Origin of the sequence: Nocardia sp. NPDC050697 (assembly GCF_040654395.1) — a bacterium.
Classification (GTDB): domain Bacteria; phylum Actinomycetota; class Actinomycetes; order Mycobacteriales; family Mycobacteriaceae; genus Nocardia.
The window spans coordinates 374,850-391,486 of the sequence record NZ_JBFAHY010000007.1; the positions used below are offsets into that span (position 1 = coordinate 374,850).

A 16,637-nucleotide genomic window follows, 5' to 3' on the forward strand; every position below is an offset into this window, starting at 1 on the left:
TCACGCTGGTCGGCTTGGAATCTTCCAGCACGTAGGCGATGCGATCGGCCGGGTAGGTCGGGTCGACCGGCACGTACCCGGCACCCGCCTTGACCACGGCGAGCAGCGCGACCACCAGGTCCAGCGAGCGCGGCAGGATCACCGCGACCAGCTGCTCCGGGCCCGCGCCCTCCTCGATGAGGCGGCGGGCCAGCACATTCGCGCGCCGGTCCAGCTCGGTGTAGGTGAGGGTGTCGGTGCCGAACTTCACGGCGGTGCGCGGGCCGTGCTCGGCCACGATGCCGTCGAAGAGATCGACCAGGGTGGCGCTCGCGTCGGCGAAGCGACCGGCGTAGGAGTCGGCCCCGGCGCGCACCCAGCGCTCCGAGAGGTCGAGCCGCTCGCGCTCGCCGAGCAGGTCGATATCGCCGACGATCACGTCCGGGTCGTCCGCGACGGTGCGCAGGATCCGGGTGAGCCGCTCCGCGAACGAGGCGACGGTGGCGGGATCGAAGAGTTCGGTGGCGTAGTTCCAGCTCAGCGCCAGCGAACCGTCGGCGGCCTCGCCCACGGTGAGCTGCACGTCGAACTTGGCGGTGCCGGCGTCGAACTCGACGGCGCTCAGCTCCAGCCCGGGCAGCGCGACGGTGCCCATCTCGGCGGCCGAGGCCGCCTCGAAGGTCAGCGCGACCTGGAAGAGCGGGTGGTGCGCCTGCGAGCGGGCCGGGCTGAGCACGTCGACCAGCCGCTCGAAGGGGACATCGGCGTGCGCGAAGGCGGCCAGGTCGGTGCGGCGCACCTGCTCCAGCAGCTCGCCGAAGCGGGTGCCGGGGCGCACCTCGGTGCGCAGCACGAGGGTATTGACGAACATGCCGACCACGTCGTCCAGCGCCCGCTCGCCGCGCCCGGCGATCGGGGTGCCGATGGCGATGTCGGTGCCGGTGGAGAGCCGCGCCGCCCAGGTGGCGAGCGCCGCGTGCATGACCATGAAGAGCGTGGTGCCGCGGGCCCGCGCCAGCTCGGCGAGGCCGCGGTGCAGCTCCGGGTCGAGCGCGAAGCTGTGCAGCCCACCGGCGTTCGAGGCGATCTCGGGGCGGGCCCGGTCGGCGGGCAGCTCGATCTGGTCGGGCAGGTCGCGCAGCTGCTCGGTCCAGTACCCGATCTGCCTGGCGGCCACCGACTCCGGGTCGGCCTCGCTGCCGAGCACCTCGCGCTGCCAGAGCGCGTAGTCGGCGTACTGCACCTCCAGCGGGGCCCAGGTGGGTGCCTCGCCGCGGGTGCGCTCGGTGTAGGCGATCACCACGTCGCGCAGCAGCGGGCGCAGCGAGAAGCCGTCGCCGGAGATGTGGTGCATGACCAGCACCAGCACGTGGTTGCGCTCGTTCAGCGCGAGCAGGCTCGCCCGGAACGGCACCTCGGCGGTGACGTCGAAGTGCGTGCTCGCCAGCTCCACGATGCGCGCGGGCAGCGTGCCCGCCTGCACCGGCTCGGCGGCGAGCGCGACCGGAACCTCCTCGGCGGGCAGTACGCGCTGGAAGCCGTCGCCGTCCACCTCGGGGTAGATCGTGCGCAGCGTCTCGTGCCTGGCCACCAGGTCGGCGATCGCGGCGTTCAGCGCGCCGACGTCCAGCGTGCCGGAGAGCCGGACCGCGACCGGGATGTTGTTCACCGCGGTGCGGCTGTCGAAGCGGTTCAGGAACCACATGCGCTGCTGCGCCGGGGAGAGCGGCACCAGCTCGGGCCGCTCGCGCGCCACCAGCGGCGCCCGGCCGGCGCCCGCCGCGGACTCGACCGTCGCGGCCAGCGCGGCCACCGTCGAGGACTCGAAGAGCGTGCGCACCGGGATCCTGGTGTCCAGCGCCTCGCCGAGCCGCGCCGCCACCTGGGTGGCGACCAGCGAGTTGCCGCCGAGCTGGAAGAAGTCGTCGTCCAGCCCGACCCGGTCGGCGCCGAGCACCTCGGCGAAGACGCTCGCCACGATCTCCTGCACCGGGGTGGCCGGGGCGCGGAACACCCTGGCCTCGAAGACCGGTGCGGGCAGCGCCTTGCGGTCCAGCTTGCCGGAGGGGTTCAGCGGGAAGGCGTCGAGCACCACGTAGGCGGCCGGGACCATGTAGGCCGGGAGCCGGTGCGTGAGCTCGGCCTTCACGGCCTCGGCGTCGATCACCCGGTCCGGGTTCGCCACCAGGTAGGCGACGAGCTGGTCGCCGGTGTGCTCGTCCGAGCGGACCACCACGACGGCCTGCGAGACGGCGTCCTGCGCGGTGAGCGCGCCCTCGATCTCGCCCAGCTCGATGCGCAGGCCGCGCAGCTTGACCTGGAAGTCGGTGCGGCCCAGGTACTCCAGCTCGCCGTCCGGGGTCCAGACCACCAGGTCGCCGGTGCGGTACATGCGGCGCCCGGCGTCGAAGGGGTTGGCCACGAAGCGGTCGCAGGTCAGGTCGGGGCGGCCGACGTAGCCGTAGGCGAGCTGCGCGCCCGCCAGGTGCAGCTCACCCGGGACCCCGGGCGGCACCGGCCGCAGCCGCGAATCCAGCACGTACACCTGGGTGTTGAAGACCGGGGCGCCGATCGGCACGGTCTGCGTGTCGGCATCGGTGACCTCGTGGAAGGTCACCTCGACCGCGGCCTCGGTCGGACCGTACAGGTTGTGCAGCCTGGCACCGGTGAGCTGGCGCAGCTTCTGCGCGGCGCCCGCGGGCAGCGCCTCGCCGGAGGCGAAGGCATTGCGGATGACGGTGCAGTCCGCGGCCCGCTCCTCGTTCACGAAGAGCGAGAGCATGGACGGCACGAAGTGCACCGTGGTGATCTGCTCCTCGGTGATCAGCCGGGCCAGGTACACCGGGTCCCGGTGCCCGTCCGGCCGCGCCACCACCAGCCGCGCGCCGACCTGCAGCGGCCAGAAGAACTCCCAGACCGAGACGTCGAAGGTGGCCGGGGTCTTCTGCAGCACCACGTCGTCGGCGGCGAGGCCGTACTGCGCGTGCGCCCAGACCAGCCGGTTCACGATCGAGGCGTGCGAGACCGCGACGCCCTTGGGGCGCCCGGTGGAGCCCGAGGTGAAGATGACGTACGCGGTATTGCCCGGCCGCAGCGGCCGGTGCCGGTCGGCATCGGTGAGCGGCTCGTCGGAGAAGCCGGAGAGGTCGAGCTCGTCGATCCGGACCTGCCTGGCCAGCGCGCTGTCCAGGTCCGAGCCGGAGGTGAGCACGCAGACCGGGCGCGCGGTGTCCAGGATGTGGTCGATCCGCTCGGCCGGGTGGTCCGGGTCCAGCGGCACGTAGGCGCCGCCCGCGGCGCCGACGGCGTACATGCCGATCACCAGGTCCAGCGAGCGGCGCATGCCGAGCGCCACGTACGACTCCGGGCCGACGCCGTGCTGCTTCAGCCAGCGCGCCAGCCGGTGCACCCGGCTCGCGAACTCGGCATAGGTCAGACTCGTCCCCTCGAAGGTGAGCGCGTCGGCGTCCGGGGTGCGGGCGGCTTGCGCCTCGAACATGGAGACCAGGGTCGCGGCGGCGGCATCGCCGACCGGCGAGGTGAGCGCGGCGTCCACGCCGAACTCGGTGTCGTTCCAGCGGCGCAGCACGGTGTGCCGCTCGGCCTCGTCCAGCAGGTCGATATCGCCGACGGCGACGCCGGGGTCGGCGGCGATGCCGCGCAGCACCCGGACGAAGCGCCGGGCGAAGGCGTCGGCGAAGCCGGAGTCGAAGAGGTCGAGCGCGAAGACCAGCTCGGCGTCCATGGCGCCGGCGCCGCCGCCACGGATCCCGGCCGGGCCGATGTGCGTGCCGACCGGGGTCTCGCCGAGGGTGAGCTGCAGGTCGAACTTGGCGGTCGGGGCGTCCAGCTCCAGCTCGGCCACGCGCAGCCCGGGCAGCTCCAGCGAGGTGCGGCCCATGTTCTGGAACGAGAGCATGACCTGGAAGAGCGGGTGCCGCGCCTGCGAGCGGGCCGGGTTCAGCACCTCCACCAGCCGCTCGAAGGGCAGGTCGGCGTGGGCGAAGGCCTGCAGGTCGCGCTCGCGCACCTGGCCGAGCAGCTCGGTGAACGGGGTCGCGGTGTCGACCGCGGTGCGCAGCACGAGGGTATTGACGAACATGCCGACCAGGTCGTCCAGCGCGGCCTCGCCGCGCCCGGCGACCGGGATGCCGACCGCGATGTCGTCGGAGCCGCTGAGCCGGGAGAGCAGCGCGGCGAAGGCGCTGTGCACCACCATGAACAGCGTGGTGCCATTGGCATGGGCCAGCTGGTTCAGTTCCTCGATCAGCTCGCCGGGCACGGTGAAGCGGTGCGTGCCCGCGCGGTAGGAGGCGACCGGCGGGCGCTGCGCCGGCGAGAGCCGCAGCTCCTCGGGGAGCCCCGCGAGCGCGGTCTTCCAGTAGTCCAGCTGCGCGGCGACCAGCGAGCCGGGATCGTCCTCGGTGCCGAGGGTCTCGCGCTGCCAGAGCGCGTAGTCCACGTACTGCACCGGCAGCGGCGCCCAGCTCGGCGCCGATTCGGCGGAGCGCGCCACGTAGGCGGCCATGAGGTCGCGGACCAGCGGGCGCATGGAGACGCCGTCGGCCGCGATGTGGTGCACCACGACCGCGAGCACGTAGTCCTGCGTGGTGTCGCGCCAGCGGCTGTGGTCGATCCGCGGCTCCACCTGGAACACCCGGAGCCGGACCGGCGGCTGGTTGGTGACGTCGAACCCGGTCAGCACGAATTCGTGCAGCGCGGGGGCGATCCCGGCCTCGTCCAGCGGCACCACGTCGAGCGCCGGGATGGCCTGCGCGGTCGGCAGTACGTCCTGGTAGGCGATGCCGTCGTGCGAGGGGTACACGGTGCGCAGCGACTCGTGCCGCTGGATCACGTCGGCGACCGCGGCACGCAGCGCCTCGATGTCGAGCGAGCCGTGCAGCCGGACCGCCGCCGGGATGTTGTAGGCGGCGGAGTCGGATTCGAAGCGGCTGAGAAACCACATCCGCTGCTGGGCCAGCGAGAGCGGCGGGAACTCCGGCCGCGGCCGCGGCGTGAGCACCGGGCGGCCGCCCGCGCCTGCGGTGGTCTCCATGCGGGCCGCGAGCGCGGCGACGGTGGGCGCCTCGAAGAGCATCCGCACCGGCACCCTGGTGTCGAGCGCGGCGCCGAGCCGGGCCACCACCTGGGTGGCGACCAGCGAGTTGCCGCCCAGCTCGAAGAAGTCGTCGTCCAGCCCGACCGCGCGCTCGGCGGTGTCCAGCCCGAGCACCTCGGCGAAGACGCCGGCGACGATCTCCTCGATCGGCGTGGCGGGCGCGCGGAAGGCGCGGGCCTCGAAGACCGGCACCGGCAGCGCGCGCCGGTCCAGCTTGCCGTTCGGGCTCAGCGGCATGGCGTCGAGCACCACGAAGGCGGCGGGGACCATGTACGAGGGCAGCACCGCGCCGAGGTGGGCGCGGAGTTCGTCCAGGTCGACGGCGGCACCGGCGGCGGGCACCACGTACCCGACCAGCTGATCACCGGTCCGGCCGTCGCTGCGCACCAGCGCGACGGCCTGCGTGACCGCCTCGTGCGCGGTCAGCGCGGTCTCGATCTCGCCGAGCTCGATGCGCAGGCCGCGCAGCTTCACCTGGAAGTCGGTGCGGCCCAGGTAGACGATGGCGCCGGAGTGGTCGCGGGTCACCAGGTCGCCGGTGCGGTACATGCGTGCGCCGGGCCCGCCGAACGGATTCGCCACGAAGCGGTCGGCGGTCAGGTCGGCGCGGCCGAAGTAGCCGCGGGCCAGCTGGGCGCCGGCGAGATAGAGCTCACCCGCGATACCGGGGGCGACGGGGTGCAGCCTGCCGTCGAGCACGTACGCCTCGGCGTTCCACACCGGGAGGCCGATCGGCACCGCGCCCGCGATCTCGGCGGGCACCGCGTGGTGCGTGGCGTGCACCGCGAACTCGGTGGGGCCGTACAGGTTGTGCAGCTCCGCGGCCGAGACCCGGCGCAGCGCCTGCACCGTGTCGGCGGTGAAGGCCTCACCGGCCACGAGCAGCGCGCGCAGCGAATCCAGCGCGCCGGAGCCGATTCCGGCGGCCTCGACGGTGCTCGCGAAGACGCTGAGCATGGAGGGGACGAACGAGGTCATGGTGACCCGCTCGGCCGCGATGACCTCGGCCAGGTAGGCCGGGTCGCGGTGGCCGTCCGGGCTCGCGACCACCATGCGCCCGCCCACGCTGAGCGGGCCGAACAGCTCCCACACCGAGACGTCGAAGGTGGCCGGGGTCTTGAAGAGCACCACGTCGTCCGGGCCGATGCCGTACTCGGCGGTGATCCAGCGGACCTGGTTGAGCACCGCCGAGTGCGGCAGCGCGACGCCCTTGGGGCGGCCGGTGGAGCCGGAGGTGAAGATGACGTACGCCGGGTTGTGCGGCCGCAGCGGGGCGTTCCGGTCGGCGTCGGTGAGCGGGGTGTCGGCGTACCCGTCGAGCGCGAGGTCGTCGAGCACGAGCACCGGGGCGCCGTCGACAGCGAAACCGGTGTCGGCGCTGGTCAGGACGGCCGCGGGGCGCGCGGTCTCCAGCACGTACGCGATCCGCTCGGCGGGCTGGTCCAGGTCGAGCGGGACGTAGCCGGCGCCGGCCTCCTGCACCGCGTACGCGGCGACCACGAAGTCGACCGAGCGGCGCAGCGCCAGCCCGATCAGCCGCTCCGGGCCCGCGCCCGCGGCGACCAGGTGCCTGGCCAGCCGGTGCACCCGAGCGCCGAATTCGGCGTAGGTGAGGGTGGCTCCGGTGGCCGGGTCCACGATGGCGACGGCGTCCGGGGTGCGCCGCTGCTGCGCGGCGAAGGCCGAGACCAGCGTCTCCGCCGGGTCGAGCGGGTAGCCGGTGTCGTTCCAGCCGCGCAGCGCCAGCTCGGTCTCGGCGGCGTCGAGCAGCGGGATGTCGCCGACCGGGAGCTCCGGGTCGGCGAGCACCGCGGCCAGCACCCGGTCCAGCCGGTGCGCGAAGCCGGCGACCGTGGCCTCGTCGAAGAGGTCGGTGGCGTAGGAGAACTCGGCCGACATGCCCGCGGCCTCGCCGCTCTCGTCCTGGGTCTCCTGCAGGGTGAGCTGCAGGTCGAACTTGGCCAGGTTGGCGTCGTAGTCGACGCCGTTCACCGAGAGCCCCGGCAGTTCCAGGCTGGCCTGCTTGGTGTTCTGGAAGGCCAGCATGACCTGGAAGAGCGGGTGCCGCGCCTGCGAGCGGGCCGGGTTCAGGATCTCCACCAGCCGCTCGAACGGCAGGTCGGCGTGCGCGAAGGCGTGCAGGTCGCGCTCCCGCGACTGCGCGAGCAGCTCGGTGAAGGGCAGCGCCGGGTCCACCTCGGTGCGCAGCACCAGGGTATTGACGAACATGCCGATCAGGTCGTCCAGCGCGGCCTCGCCGCGGCCGGCGACCGGGGTGCCGATGGTGATGTCCTCGGTGCCGGAGAGCCGGGCCAGCAGCACCGCGAGCGCGCTGTGCATGACCATGAAGAGCGAGGCATTGTGCCTGCGGCCCAGGTCGGCGAGGGCGCGCTGGGTCTTGCCGGAGATCACGAAGGCGTAGCTGCCGCCGCGGTAGCTGGCGACGGCGGGGCGCGGCCGGTCCGAGGGCAGCACCAGCTCGTCCGGCAGGTCGGCGAGCGCGCGCGCCCAGTACTCGATCTGGGTGGCGATGAGCGACTGCTCGTCGTCCTCGGAGCCGAGCACCTCGCGCTGCCAGAGCGCGTAGTCGGCGTACTGCACCGGGAGCTCGGCCCAGGCCGGCGCCTCCCAGGTGGTGCGCGCCGCGTAGGCGAGCATGACATCCCTGGCCAGCGGCACCATGGACCAGCCGTCGGCGGAGATGTGGTGCACCACCATGCCGAGCACGTACTCGGTCTCGCTGATCTCGAAGAGCCGCGCGTGCAGCGGCACCTCGCTGGTGACGTCGAAGGAGACCGAGGCCAGGTCGACCAGGTGCTCCAGCAGCGTCTCCTCGGTCACCCGGTAGGGGGTGAGGTCCGGGACGATCTGCGCCGCCTCCAGCACCACCTGCACCGGGCCGTGCTTGGTCTCCGGGAAGACCGTGCGCAGCGATTCGTGCCGGTCGATGACGTCGATCACGGCGACCTGCATGGCGGCCACGTCGAGCTCGCCGGAGAGCCGGATGGCGACCGGGATGTTGTAGGCGACGTTGGAGCCGTCGAAGCGGTTCAGGAACCACATGCGCTGCTGCGCCAGCGAGAGCGGGACCTCGCTGGGCCGCTCGCGCGCCACCAGCGCCTTGCGCGCGCCGTCGCCCGCCTGCGACTCCACCCGCGCCGCCAGCGCGGCGACGGTGGAGGCCTCGAAGAGCGTGCGCACCGGCACCCTGGTGTCCAGCGCGATGCCGAGCCGGGAGGCCACCTGGGTGGCGATCAGCGAGTTGCCGCCGAGGTCGAAGAAGTCGTCGTCGACGCCGACCCGGGAGAGCCCGAGCACCTCGCCGAAGATCTGCGCGACGATCTCCTCGATCGGCGTGGTCGGGGCGCGGAATTCGCGCACCTCGAAGACCGGGGCCGGGAGCGCGCGGCGGTCCAGCTTGCCGGAGGCGTTCAGCGGGAACTCGTCGAGCACCATCATGACCGACGGCACCATGTACGAGGGCAGCCTGCGCCGCAGCGCCTCCTTGACCTCGTCGGTGTCGAGGTCGTCGGCGCCGACCAGGTAGGCGACCAGCTGATCGCCGGCGCCGGTATCGCTCACCAGCACCGCCGCCTGGCGGATGGCGGGCTGCGCGAGCAGCGCCGCCTCGATCTCGCCGAGCTCGATGCGCTGGCCGCGGAACTTGACCTGGAAGTCGGTGCGGCCGATGTACTCCAGCACCCCGGCGGAGTTCCAGCGCACCAGGTCGCCGGTGCGGTAGAGCCGGGCACCGGCCGGGCCGAAGGGGTCGGCCACGAAGCGCTCGGCCGTCAGGTCGGCGCGGCCCTGGTAGCCGCGCGCGGCCTGCGCGCCGCCCAGGTACAGCTCACCGGCGACGCCGGTCGGGGCCGGGCGCAGCGAGGAGTCGAGCACGTAGGCGCGGGCGTTCCAGACCGGGCGGCCGATCGGCACCGCCGCGCCCTCGGACCCGTCCACCGTCCACGAGGTGGCGTTCACGGTGAACTCGGTCGGGCCGTACAGGTTCACCACGGTGGCCGGGCTGAGCTTGCGGAAGGCCGCGACGGCCGAGCCGGAGAGCGCCTCGCCGCCGACGTAGACCGCGCGCAGCGACGCGCACTCCGCCGCGGGCACGGTGGCCGCGAACATGGAGAGCAGCGAGGGCACGAACGAGGCCACGGTGACCTGGTGCCGCCAGATCACCTCGGACTGGTACAGCGGGTCGCGGTGCCCGTCCGGCACCGCGATCACCATCTGCGCGCCGACCATGAGCGTGGCGAAGAGCTCCCACACCGAGGCGTCGAAGGTGAACGGCGTCTTGTGCAGCACCACGTCGGCGTCGCTCAGGCCGCTCTCGGCGATCTTCCACGCCATCTGGTTGACCAGCGCGGCGTGGCTCACCGCGACGCCCTTGGGGCGGCCGGTGGAGCCGGAGGTGTAGAGCACGTAGGCGGTGTTCTCGGGGCGCACGGTGCCGAGCCGCTCGGCGGGGTCGAGCGGGGCGCCGGAGTAGCCGTCCAGCTCGACGGTGTCGACCTCGACCACCGGGCAGTCCGGTGCCGTGATGCCGTCGGCGGCCGTGGTCAGCAGCACCGCGGGCCCGGCGCTGGCCAGCACGTACTCGATGCGCTCGACCGGGTGGTCCGGGTCGATCGGCACGTAGGCGCCGCCCGCGGTGGCGGCGGCGTAGACCGCGACCAGCATGTCGATCGAGCGCCGGATGCCGACCGCGACCAGCGTGTCCGGCCCGACGCCGAGCTCGATCAGCTTGCGCGCCAGGCGGTTCACCCGCGCCGCGAACTCGGCGTAGGTCAGCTCCTGTGCGGCGCCGGAACTCGGCTCGAAGATCAGCGCGGTGGCGTCGGGGGTCCGGCGCACCGCCGCCTCGAACAGCTCGAGCACCGTGCCTGCCGCGGGCACCTCGTGCTCGGTGCGGGTGCGCTCCACCAGCAGCGCCTGCCGCTCGGCCGGCTCCAGGATCTCGATATCCCGGATCGGGGTGCCCGCCGAGGCGGTGACCGCGCGCAGCACCCGCAGGAAGCGGCGGTTGAACTCCTCGATGGTGGCCGCGTCGAAGAGGTCGGTGGCGTAGGAGAGCGTGCCGGTGATGCCCGCCGGCACCCCGGCGGCGGTGCGCTGCTCGGTCAGCGTCCAGAGCAGGTCGAACTTGGCGATGGGGAGTTCCAGCTCGTCGGCGCTGACCGAGAGCGCGGGCAGCTCCACCGTGCCGTGCGACAGCTCCTGGAAGGAGAGCATGACCTGGAAGAGCGGGTGCCGCGCCTGCGAGCGGGCCGGGTTCAGCACCTCGACCAGCCGCTCGAACGGGACGTCGGCGTGCGCGAAGGCGGCCAGGTCGGCCTCGCGCGCCTCGGCGAGCAGCTCGGTGAAGGCGTGCGCCGGGTTCACCTGCGAGCGCAGCACGAGGGTGTTGACGAACATGCCGATGAGGTCGTCCAGCGCCTGCTCGCCGCGGCCCGCGATCGGGGTGCCGATGGCGATGTCCGAGGTGCCGGAGAGCCGGGCGAGCAGCACCGCGAGCGAGGCGTGCACCACCATGAACAGGGTGCTGCCCTCGGCCCTGGCCAGCGCGGCCAGCCCGGCGTGCAGCTCGGCGTCGATCTCGAAGCCGAGCTGGGCGCCGGAGAAGCTCTGGGTCTGCGGCCGCGGGCGGTCGGCGGGCAGGTCGAGCTGGTCCGGCAGCCCGGCCAGCGCCTCCCGCCAGTAGCCGATCTGCCGCGCCATGAGCGAATCGGCGTCGTCCTCGGTGCCGAGCAGCTCGCGCTGCCACAGCGTGTAGTCGCGGTACTGCACCGGCAGCGGCGCCCAGTTCGGCTCCTGCCCCGCGGAGCGCGCCAGGTAGGCGGCGGCCACGTCGCGGGAGAGCGGGCCGAAGGAGAAGCCGTCGGCGGCGATGTGGTGCACCACGATGGCGACGGCGTAGTCGCCGGTGCCGTTGTGCGAGCCGGCCACGTGGAAGACCCGCACCCGGATCGGCAGCTCGTGCGAGACGTCGAAGCCGGCCGAGGCGAAGCGCGCCAGCTCGCCGGGGAGCTCGCCCGCCTCGATGGTCTGCACCTCGATGCCGAGGTCGACCTCGTCGGCGGGCAGCACCCGCTGGTAGCCGCCGTCGGCGTCCGGGAAGAGCGTGCGCAGCGACTCCTGCCTGGTCACCACGTCGGCCAGCGCGGTGCGGAGCGCGGCGACGTCGACGTGGCCGCGCAGCCGCACCACGAACGGCAGGTTGTAGGTGGGCGCGGTGGGGTCGAACTGGTTGATGAACCACATGCGCTGCTGGGCCAGCGAGAGCGGCACCCGGTCCGGGTGCTGCTGCGCGACCAGCGCGGGGCGGGAGACCTCGGCCGGGGTGGTGTGCTCGGCGCGGGCCGCGATCCCGGCCACGGTCGGCGTCTCGAAGAGCGCGCGCACCCCGAGCCGGATGCCGAAGGCGGCGCTGATCCGCGCCACCACCTGGGTGGCGACCAGCGAGTTGCCGCCCAGCTCGAAGAAGTTGTCGTCCGCGCCGACCCGCTCCTGGCTCAGCACATCGGCGAAGATGCCGGCGACGATCTCCTCGGCGGCGGTGCGCGGGGCGCGGAAACCGGCGGCGTCGGCGCTGAACACCGGCTCCGGCAGCGCCCTGCGGTCCAGCTTGCCGCTGGTGTTCAGCGGGAAGGCGTCAAGCACGACGAGCGCGGCCGGGACCATGTAGCTCGGCAGCCGCTCGGCGGCGGCCCTGGTCGCCACCGCGGGGTCGATGGTGGCGCCCGGCGCGGGCACCACGTACGCCACCAACTGCTGGCCGGTGGCGGTCTCCATCACCAGCACCGCGGCCTGGCTGATCACCGGGTTCGCCAGCAGCACCGTCTCGATCTCGCCGAGCTCGATGCGCTGGCCGCGGAACTTCACCTGGAAGTCGGTGCGGCCGATGTACTCCAGCACGCCATCGCCGTTCCAGCGCACCAGGTCGCCGGTGCGGTACATGCGCTCGCCCGGCGCGGCGAAGGGGTTGGCGACGAAGCGGTCCGAGGTCAGGTCGGGGCGGCCGCGGTAGCCGCGCGCCAGCTGGCGTCCGCCCAGGTAGAGCTCGCCCGGGGCGCCGATGGCCGCGGGGCGCAGCCTGCCGTCCAGGACGTAGACCGCGACATTCCACTCCGGGATGCCGATCGGGACGGTGACGGTGTCGGCGGCGGTGGCCTCCCAGTAGGTCACCGAGACCGCGGCCTCGGTGGGGCCGTAGAGGTTGTGCAGCCCGGCCGAGGAGATCGCGCGCAGCCCGGCCGCGGTCTCCGGCGGCAGCGCCTCGCCGATCACGAAGACCGCGCGCAGCGTCGCGAGCTGCGCGGCGGTGGCGTGCGCGACGAAGACCGTGAGCATCGACGGCACGAAGTCGGTGACGGTGACCCCGTGCCTGGCGATGGTCTCGGCGACGTAGAGCGGGTCGCGGTGCCCGTCGGGGGCGGCGATCACCAGCTCGCCACCGGACATCAGCGGCAGGAAGTACCCCCACAGCGAGACGTCGAAGGTGGTGGCGGTCTTCTGCAGGTAGACGTCGTCCTCGGTGAGCCGGTACTCGTCGAGCATCCACAGCTGCTGGTTGACGATGGCGTGGTGGGTGACGGCCACGCCCTTGGGGCGGCCGGTGGAGCCCGAGGTGTAGATGACGTAGGCGGTGTTCTCCGGCACCAGCGGCGCCCACCGGTCGTCGTCGGTGAGCGGGGTGGCCGGGTAGGCGGAGACGTCGAGGGTGTCCAGCTCGACGCGCCGCACGCCCTCGGGCAGCTCCAGCCCGTCGGTGGAGAGCGTGAGGACCGAGACCGGGTCGGCGCTCTCCAGGATGTAGGCGGTGCGGTCGGCGGGGTGGTCGGGGTCGATCGGCACGTACGCGCCGCCTGCCCGCAGCACCGCGTGCATGCCGATCACCAGCTCGAGCGAGCGGCGCATGCCGAGCGCGACCAGCGACTCCGGGCCGACGCCCTGGTCCACCAGGTAGCGGGCGAGCTGATTGACCCTGGCGCCGAACTCGGCGTAGGACAGAGCTGTCCCCTCGAAGCGCAGCGCGGTTCGCTCCGGCGTGCGCGCGATCTGCGCGTCGAGCAGCGCGACCAGCGTGGTGGTCGGCACGTCCTGCTCGGCGTCGTTCCACTCGACCAGCGTCCGGTCCCGCTCCGCGGCGGTGGTCGCGGGCAGGCTCCAGACCCTGGTGTCGGCATCGGCGGCCAGGAAGCGCTGGAAGAACTCCAGGAAGCGGGCGTGGTGCGTGGCGCCCTCGGCGGAGCTGTAGAGGTTGGGGTTGGTCTCGAAGTCGATGTGCGTGTGGCTACCGGTCGTGGACTGGTAGAAGTTGACGCCGAGGTCCTCGATGCTGCCGGTGGAGAGCACGTTCAACCGGCCGGTCATCGCGCCGAGCACGATCTCGCTGTGGAACAGCATGATGTTGACCCACGGCCCGAAGAACTCCGTGGTCACCACGCCGTCGCCGGCCGCGTCGCGGCGGATGTCCTCGTGCCGGTAGCGCTGGTGCCGGAGCGCGCCGGAGACCTCGACCTGCACCCGCTTGAGCAGCTCGGTGACCGTCGTCTCGTACCCCACGGCGAGCCGCAGCGGCACGATGTTCGAGGTCACGCCGCCCGCGCGGCGCATGGCGGCGGTGGTGCGGGCCGTCACCGGGAGGCTGAGGATGACGTCCTCGGCGCCGGTGAGCTGGGCCAGGTAGGCGCCGAAGGCGGCGATGAGCAGCCCGGCCGGGGTGTTGTCGTGCTTGGCGACGGCGGCGGCGAGCAGATCGTCCTGCTCGTCCGTGAGCGCGGCGCTGGCCACATTGTTGAGCGCCGACGGCGGGGCGGAGCGGCCGGTGAGGCTGGTGCCCTCCTCCAGCCCCGCGACCCGCGCGGCCCAGTACTCGCGGTCGGTGTCGAAGCGGGAGCTGTCCCGGTAGGCGATCTCGGCGTCGTAGAGCGTGCGCAGCGGGGTCGCCTTGGCGGCGGCGGGCTCCTCGCCGCGGATCTCCGCGGTGTAGAGCTCGGCGATCCTGGCCACGTAGTTGGTGGCGGCGAGGCCGTCCAGCGCGATGTGGTGGATCCGGGTGTACCAGTACCAGCGGTGCTCGCCGAGCTGCAGCGCGGCGGTCTTGATCAGCCGGTCCGCGACGATGTCGAGCGGGCGCGAGTACTCGGCGCGCATCCACTCGGCGGCAGCCGCCTCGGGATCGTCGGCGCCGCGCAGGTCGACGTACTCCTGCTCGGAGGAGAGCGAGGGGTCGACGCCCTGCAGCGGCTCGCCGTCGCGCTCGATGATCCGCAGGTAGCCGGAGCCAGTCTCCAGCGAGGCGCGGATGCTGACCTTCAGGAGCAGCTCGGGGTCGAGATCGCCGTGCAGATCCACGTACTGCGCAATGGTGACGGGAACCTGCGGGTCCACGTGCTGCGCGTACCAAATGCCCAGCTGAGCAGGCGAAAGCGGGAAGTACTCGACGGCATCTCCCCGAGCGTCACCAGTTTCGTCGTTTCCGCCGAAATCCAGCCGGTCCAACCGTAACCTCGCTTCCGGAACACCGCGTGAGCGCTCCCCGACGACACCCGAAGAGGCGCCCACCCGTCACCGCGGGGCGCCTTCCGTCTCCGGATCCAGTTTCATCTCAATCAGGCAATAATCTTCGTAGGCAATATCTGTTTGCCCCGGTACGCCCGTTACACGGGCGCGAACGCCTCCACCGCATCGATCTCGCTGCTGACCACCGATCCAATCTACCGTCGCGGCGGGGGCCCGACCAACCAATACCCGAACACCGCAGATAGCAATCACCTATCCGCCCCGGCCGGGCGGGTGCGCGGCGTTCAGCCGCCTTCAACGGCAGGTCGCGGGTGTTATCCGGCTCACAGCGGGATCGATTGCCGGACGGATGCCATCCGGCTCACACTCGGGTGCGCGCCGGGTCGTAGAGGTGTGACTGCACGCACTCGACCGCCGGGGCCAGCGCCCGGCCCACCAGGATCACCGCCGCCTGCCGCAGCCCCGCCTGCTCGACCCGGGTGGCGATATCGGTCAGGGTGCCGCGCAGGACAAGCTGGTCCGGCTGGCTGGCGCGGTAGACCACTACGGCCGGGCAGTCCGGGCCGTACTCCTCCGCCAGCTCGGCGGCGAGCTCCGCCGTTCTGGTGATCGCGAGGTGCAGTGCCAGCGTCGCCCCGGTCGCGGCGAAGGCGCGCAGATCCTCGCCCGCGGGCATGGCGGTGGAGCGGGCCTGCGCCCGGGTGAGCACCACCGACTGCGCCAGCTCCGGGACGGTGAGCTCGGCGCCGAGCACCGCGGCCGCCGCCGCGTACGCCGGGACGCCCGGCGTCACGTCCCACGGGATCCCCAGCCGGTCCAGCCGCCGCGCCTGCTCGGTGAGGGCCGAGTACACCGACGGGTCGCCGGAGCACAGCCGCGCCACATCGCTGCCCCGGTCGTGCGCCGCGCTGATCGCCGCCACGATGGCGTCCAGATCGAGGCGCTGGGTGTCGACCAGCTCGGTCTCCGGTGCGCAGTGCGCGAGCACCGCGGGGTCCAGGTAGGTGCCGGGGTACAGGCAGACCGGGCTGTTGCGCAGCAGCTCCACCGCCCGCACCGTCAGCAGATCGGCGGCGCCCGGCCCGGCCCCGATGAAGTGCACCGTCATGGGGGCGAGTGTAGAGAGCGGGGGCAGGCACATCCGCGGGCCGATCCGCCCGCTGTCACACCGGCGGGCCGGTCGTCGTCTTCCGGGTGATCATCTCCCGGAAGGACACCTCATGGGTACCGCGTACTACGTCGTCGCCGTTCTCACCGCGCTGTGGGTCGGGTTCTCCGCCTACGCCCTGCTCGCCCGGCGACCGTTCGTCGTCGAACCGCTCGAGCTGTACGGCGTGCCGCGCTCGTGGTGGAATCCGCTCGGCGCGGCCAAGGCGGCGGGCGCGGCCGGGCTGCTCGCGGGGTTCGCGATCCCCGCCGTCGGCAGCGCCGCCGCCATCGGCCTGATCCTGTACTTCCTCGGCGCGAGCGCTACCGCACTGCGCGCCCACTCACCGGGCACCGCCGGGTACCCGCTGCTCTACCTGGCGCCGGTCGCCGCCACCCTGGCGCTGCAACTGGCGCGATAGCCCGGCTGCTAGGCGGTGGCGTCGAAGTGCGCGATGATCTTGACCGGCCGCACCCGGACGACCAACTCCCCCGGCACCCCGTTCCGCTTCCCGAACTCCTCCGCCCGATCCGCCCCCATGTACCGCCCGCCGATCTCGGTGGCGGTGCGGAGCAGCTCCGCGGGGTCGTCGGAGAGGGTGACGGTGCCCTGGATCTGGACCGAGGCGTACGGCGGCTCCTCGAGGTCGACGCAGAGCGCGATGCGGGGGTCGCGGGCGAAGGCCTTGCCCTTGGCGGTGGCGCGGCCGGTGTTGAAGACCAGCTCGTCGCCGTCGAGGACGAACCAGATGGGCGAGACCACCGGACGGCCGTCGGCGGCGACGAAGGCGACCTTGCCGGTGCGGGTGCCGTGCGCGAGGAAGTCGCGGACCCGGGGTTCGCTGAGTGAGGTCATGCGGCCAGC

The 16,637-nt window shown here is 72.9% G+C and carries 4 protein-coding genes (1 of these 4 only partly in view); 1 reads left to right on the forward strand and 3 read right to left on the reverse strand.

Annotated features, from left to right (window positions below):
* Window positions 1-14,605, reverse strand: the start of a protein-coding gene (locus AB0H71_RS24985) for a non-ribosomal peptide synthase/polyketide synthase (protein ID WP_357025422.1). It extends 22,229 nt beyond the left edge of the window; the window shows 14,605 of its 36,834 coding nt (coding positions 1-14,605); its start codon is at window positions 14,603-14,605; the stop codon falls past the left edge of the window.
* A 382-nt stretch (window positions 14,606-14,987) separates the two neighbouring features.
* Window positions 14,988-15,734 carry a precorrin-4 C(11)-methyltransferase gene (gene cobM, locus AB0H71_RS24990; RefSeq protein WP_357025425.1) on the reverse strand — a complete coding sequence of 249 codons (747 nt, stop codon included), beginning with the start codon at window positions 15,732-15,734 and terminating at the stop codon, window positions 14,988-14,990.
* Window positions 15,735-15,846: 112 nt separating this feature from the next.
* On the opposite strand from cobM, the gene AB0H71_RS24995 reads away from it, so the two are divergent.
* On the forward strand, window positions 15,847-16,194 hold the full coding sequence (locus tag AB0H71_RS24995) for a DoxX family protein (protein ID WP_357025428.1): 348 nt from the start codon (window positions 15,847-15,849) through the stop codon (window positions 16,192-16,194).
* Window positions 16,195-16,202: 8 nt separating this feature from the next.
* On the opposite strand, the gene AB0H71_RS25000 is transcribed toward AB0H71_RS24995, so the two are convergent.
* On the reverse strand, window positions 16,203-16,628 hold the full coding sequence (locus AB0H71_RS25000) for a PPOX class F420-dependent oxidoreductase (protein WP_357025431.1): 426 nt from the start codon (window positions 16,626-16,628) through the stop codon (window positions 16,203-16,205).
* Window positions 16,629-16,637 lie beyond the last annotated feature (9 nt).

What these genes read in the sequence shown, in the direction of transcription:
- cobM (WP_357025425.1), bottom strand. Translation starts at nt 15,734, where the DNA reads ATGACGGTGCACTTCATCGGGGCCGGGCCGGGCGCCGCCGATCTGCTG.
- AB0H71_RS24995 (WP_357025428.1), top strand. Translation starts at nt 15,847, where the DNA reads ATGGGTACCGCGTACTACGTCGTCGCCGTTCTCACCGCGCTGTGGGTC.
- AB0H71_RS25000 (WP_357025431.1), bottom strand. Translation starts at nt 16,628, where the DNA reads ATGACCTCACTCAGCGAACCCCGGGTCCGCGACTTCCTCGCGCACGGC.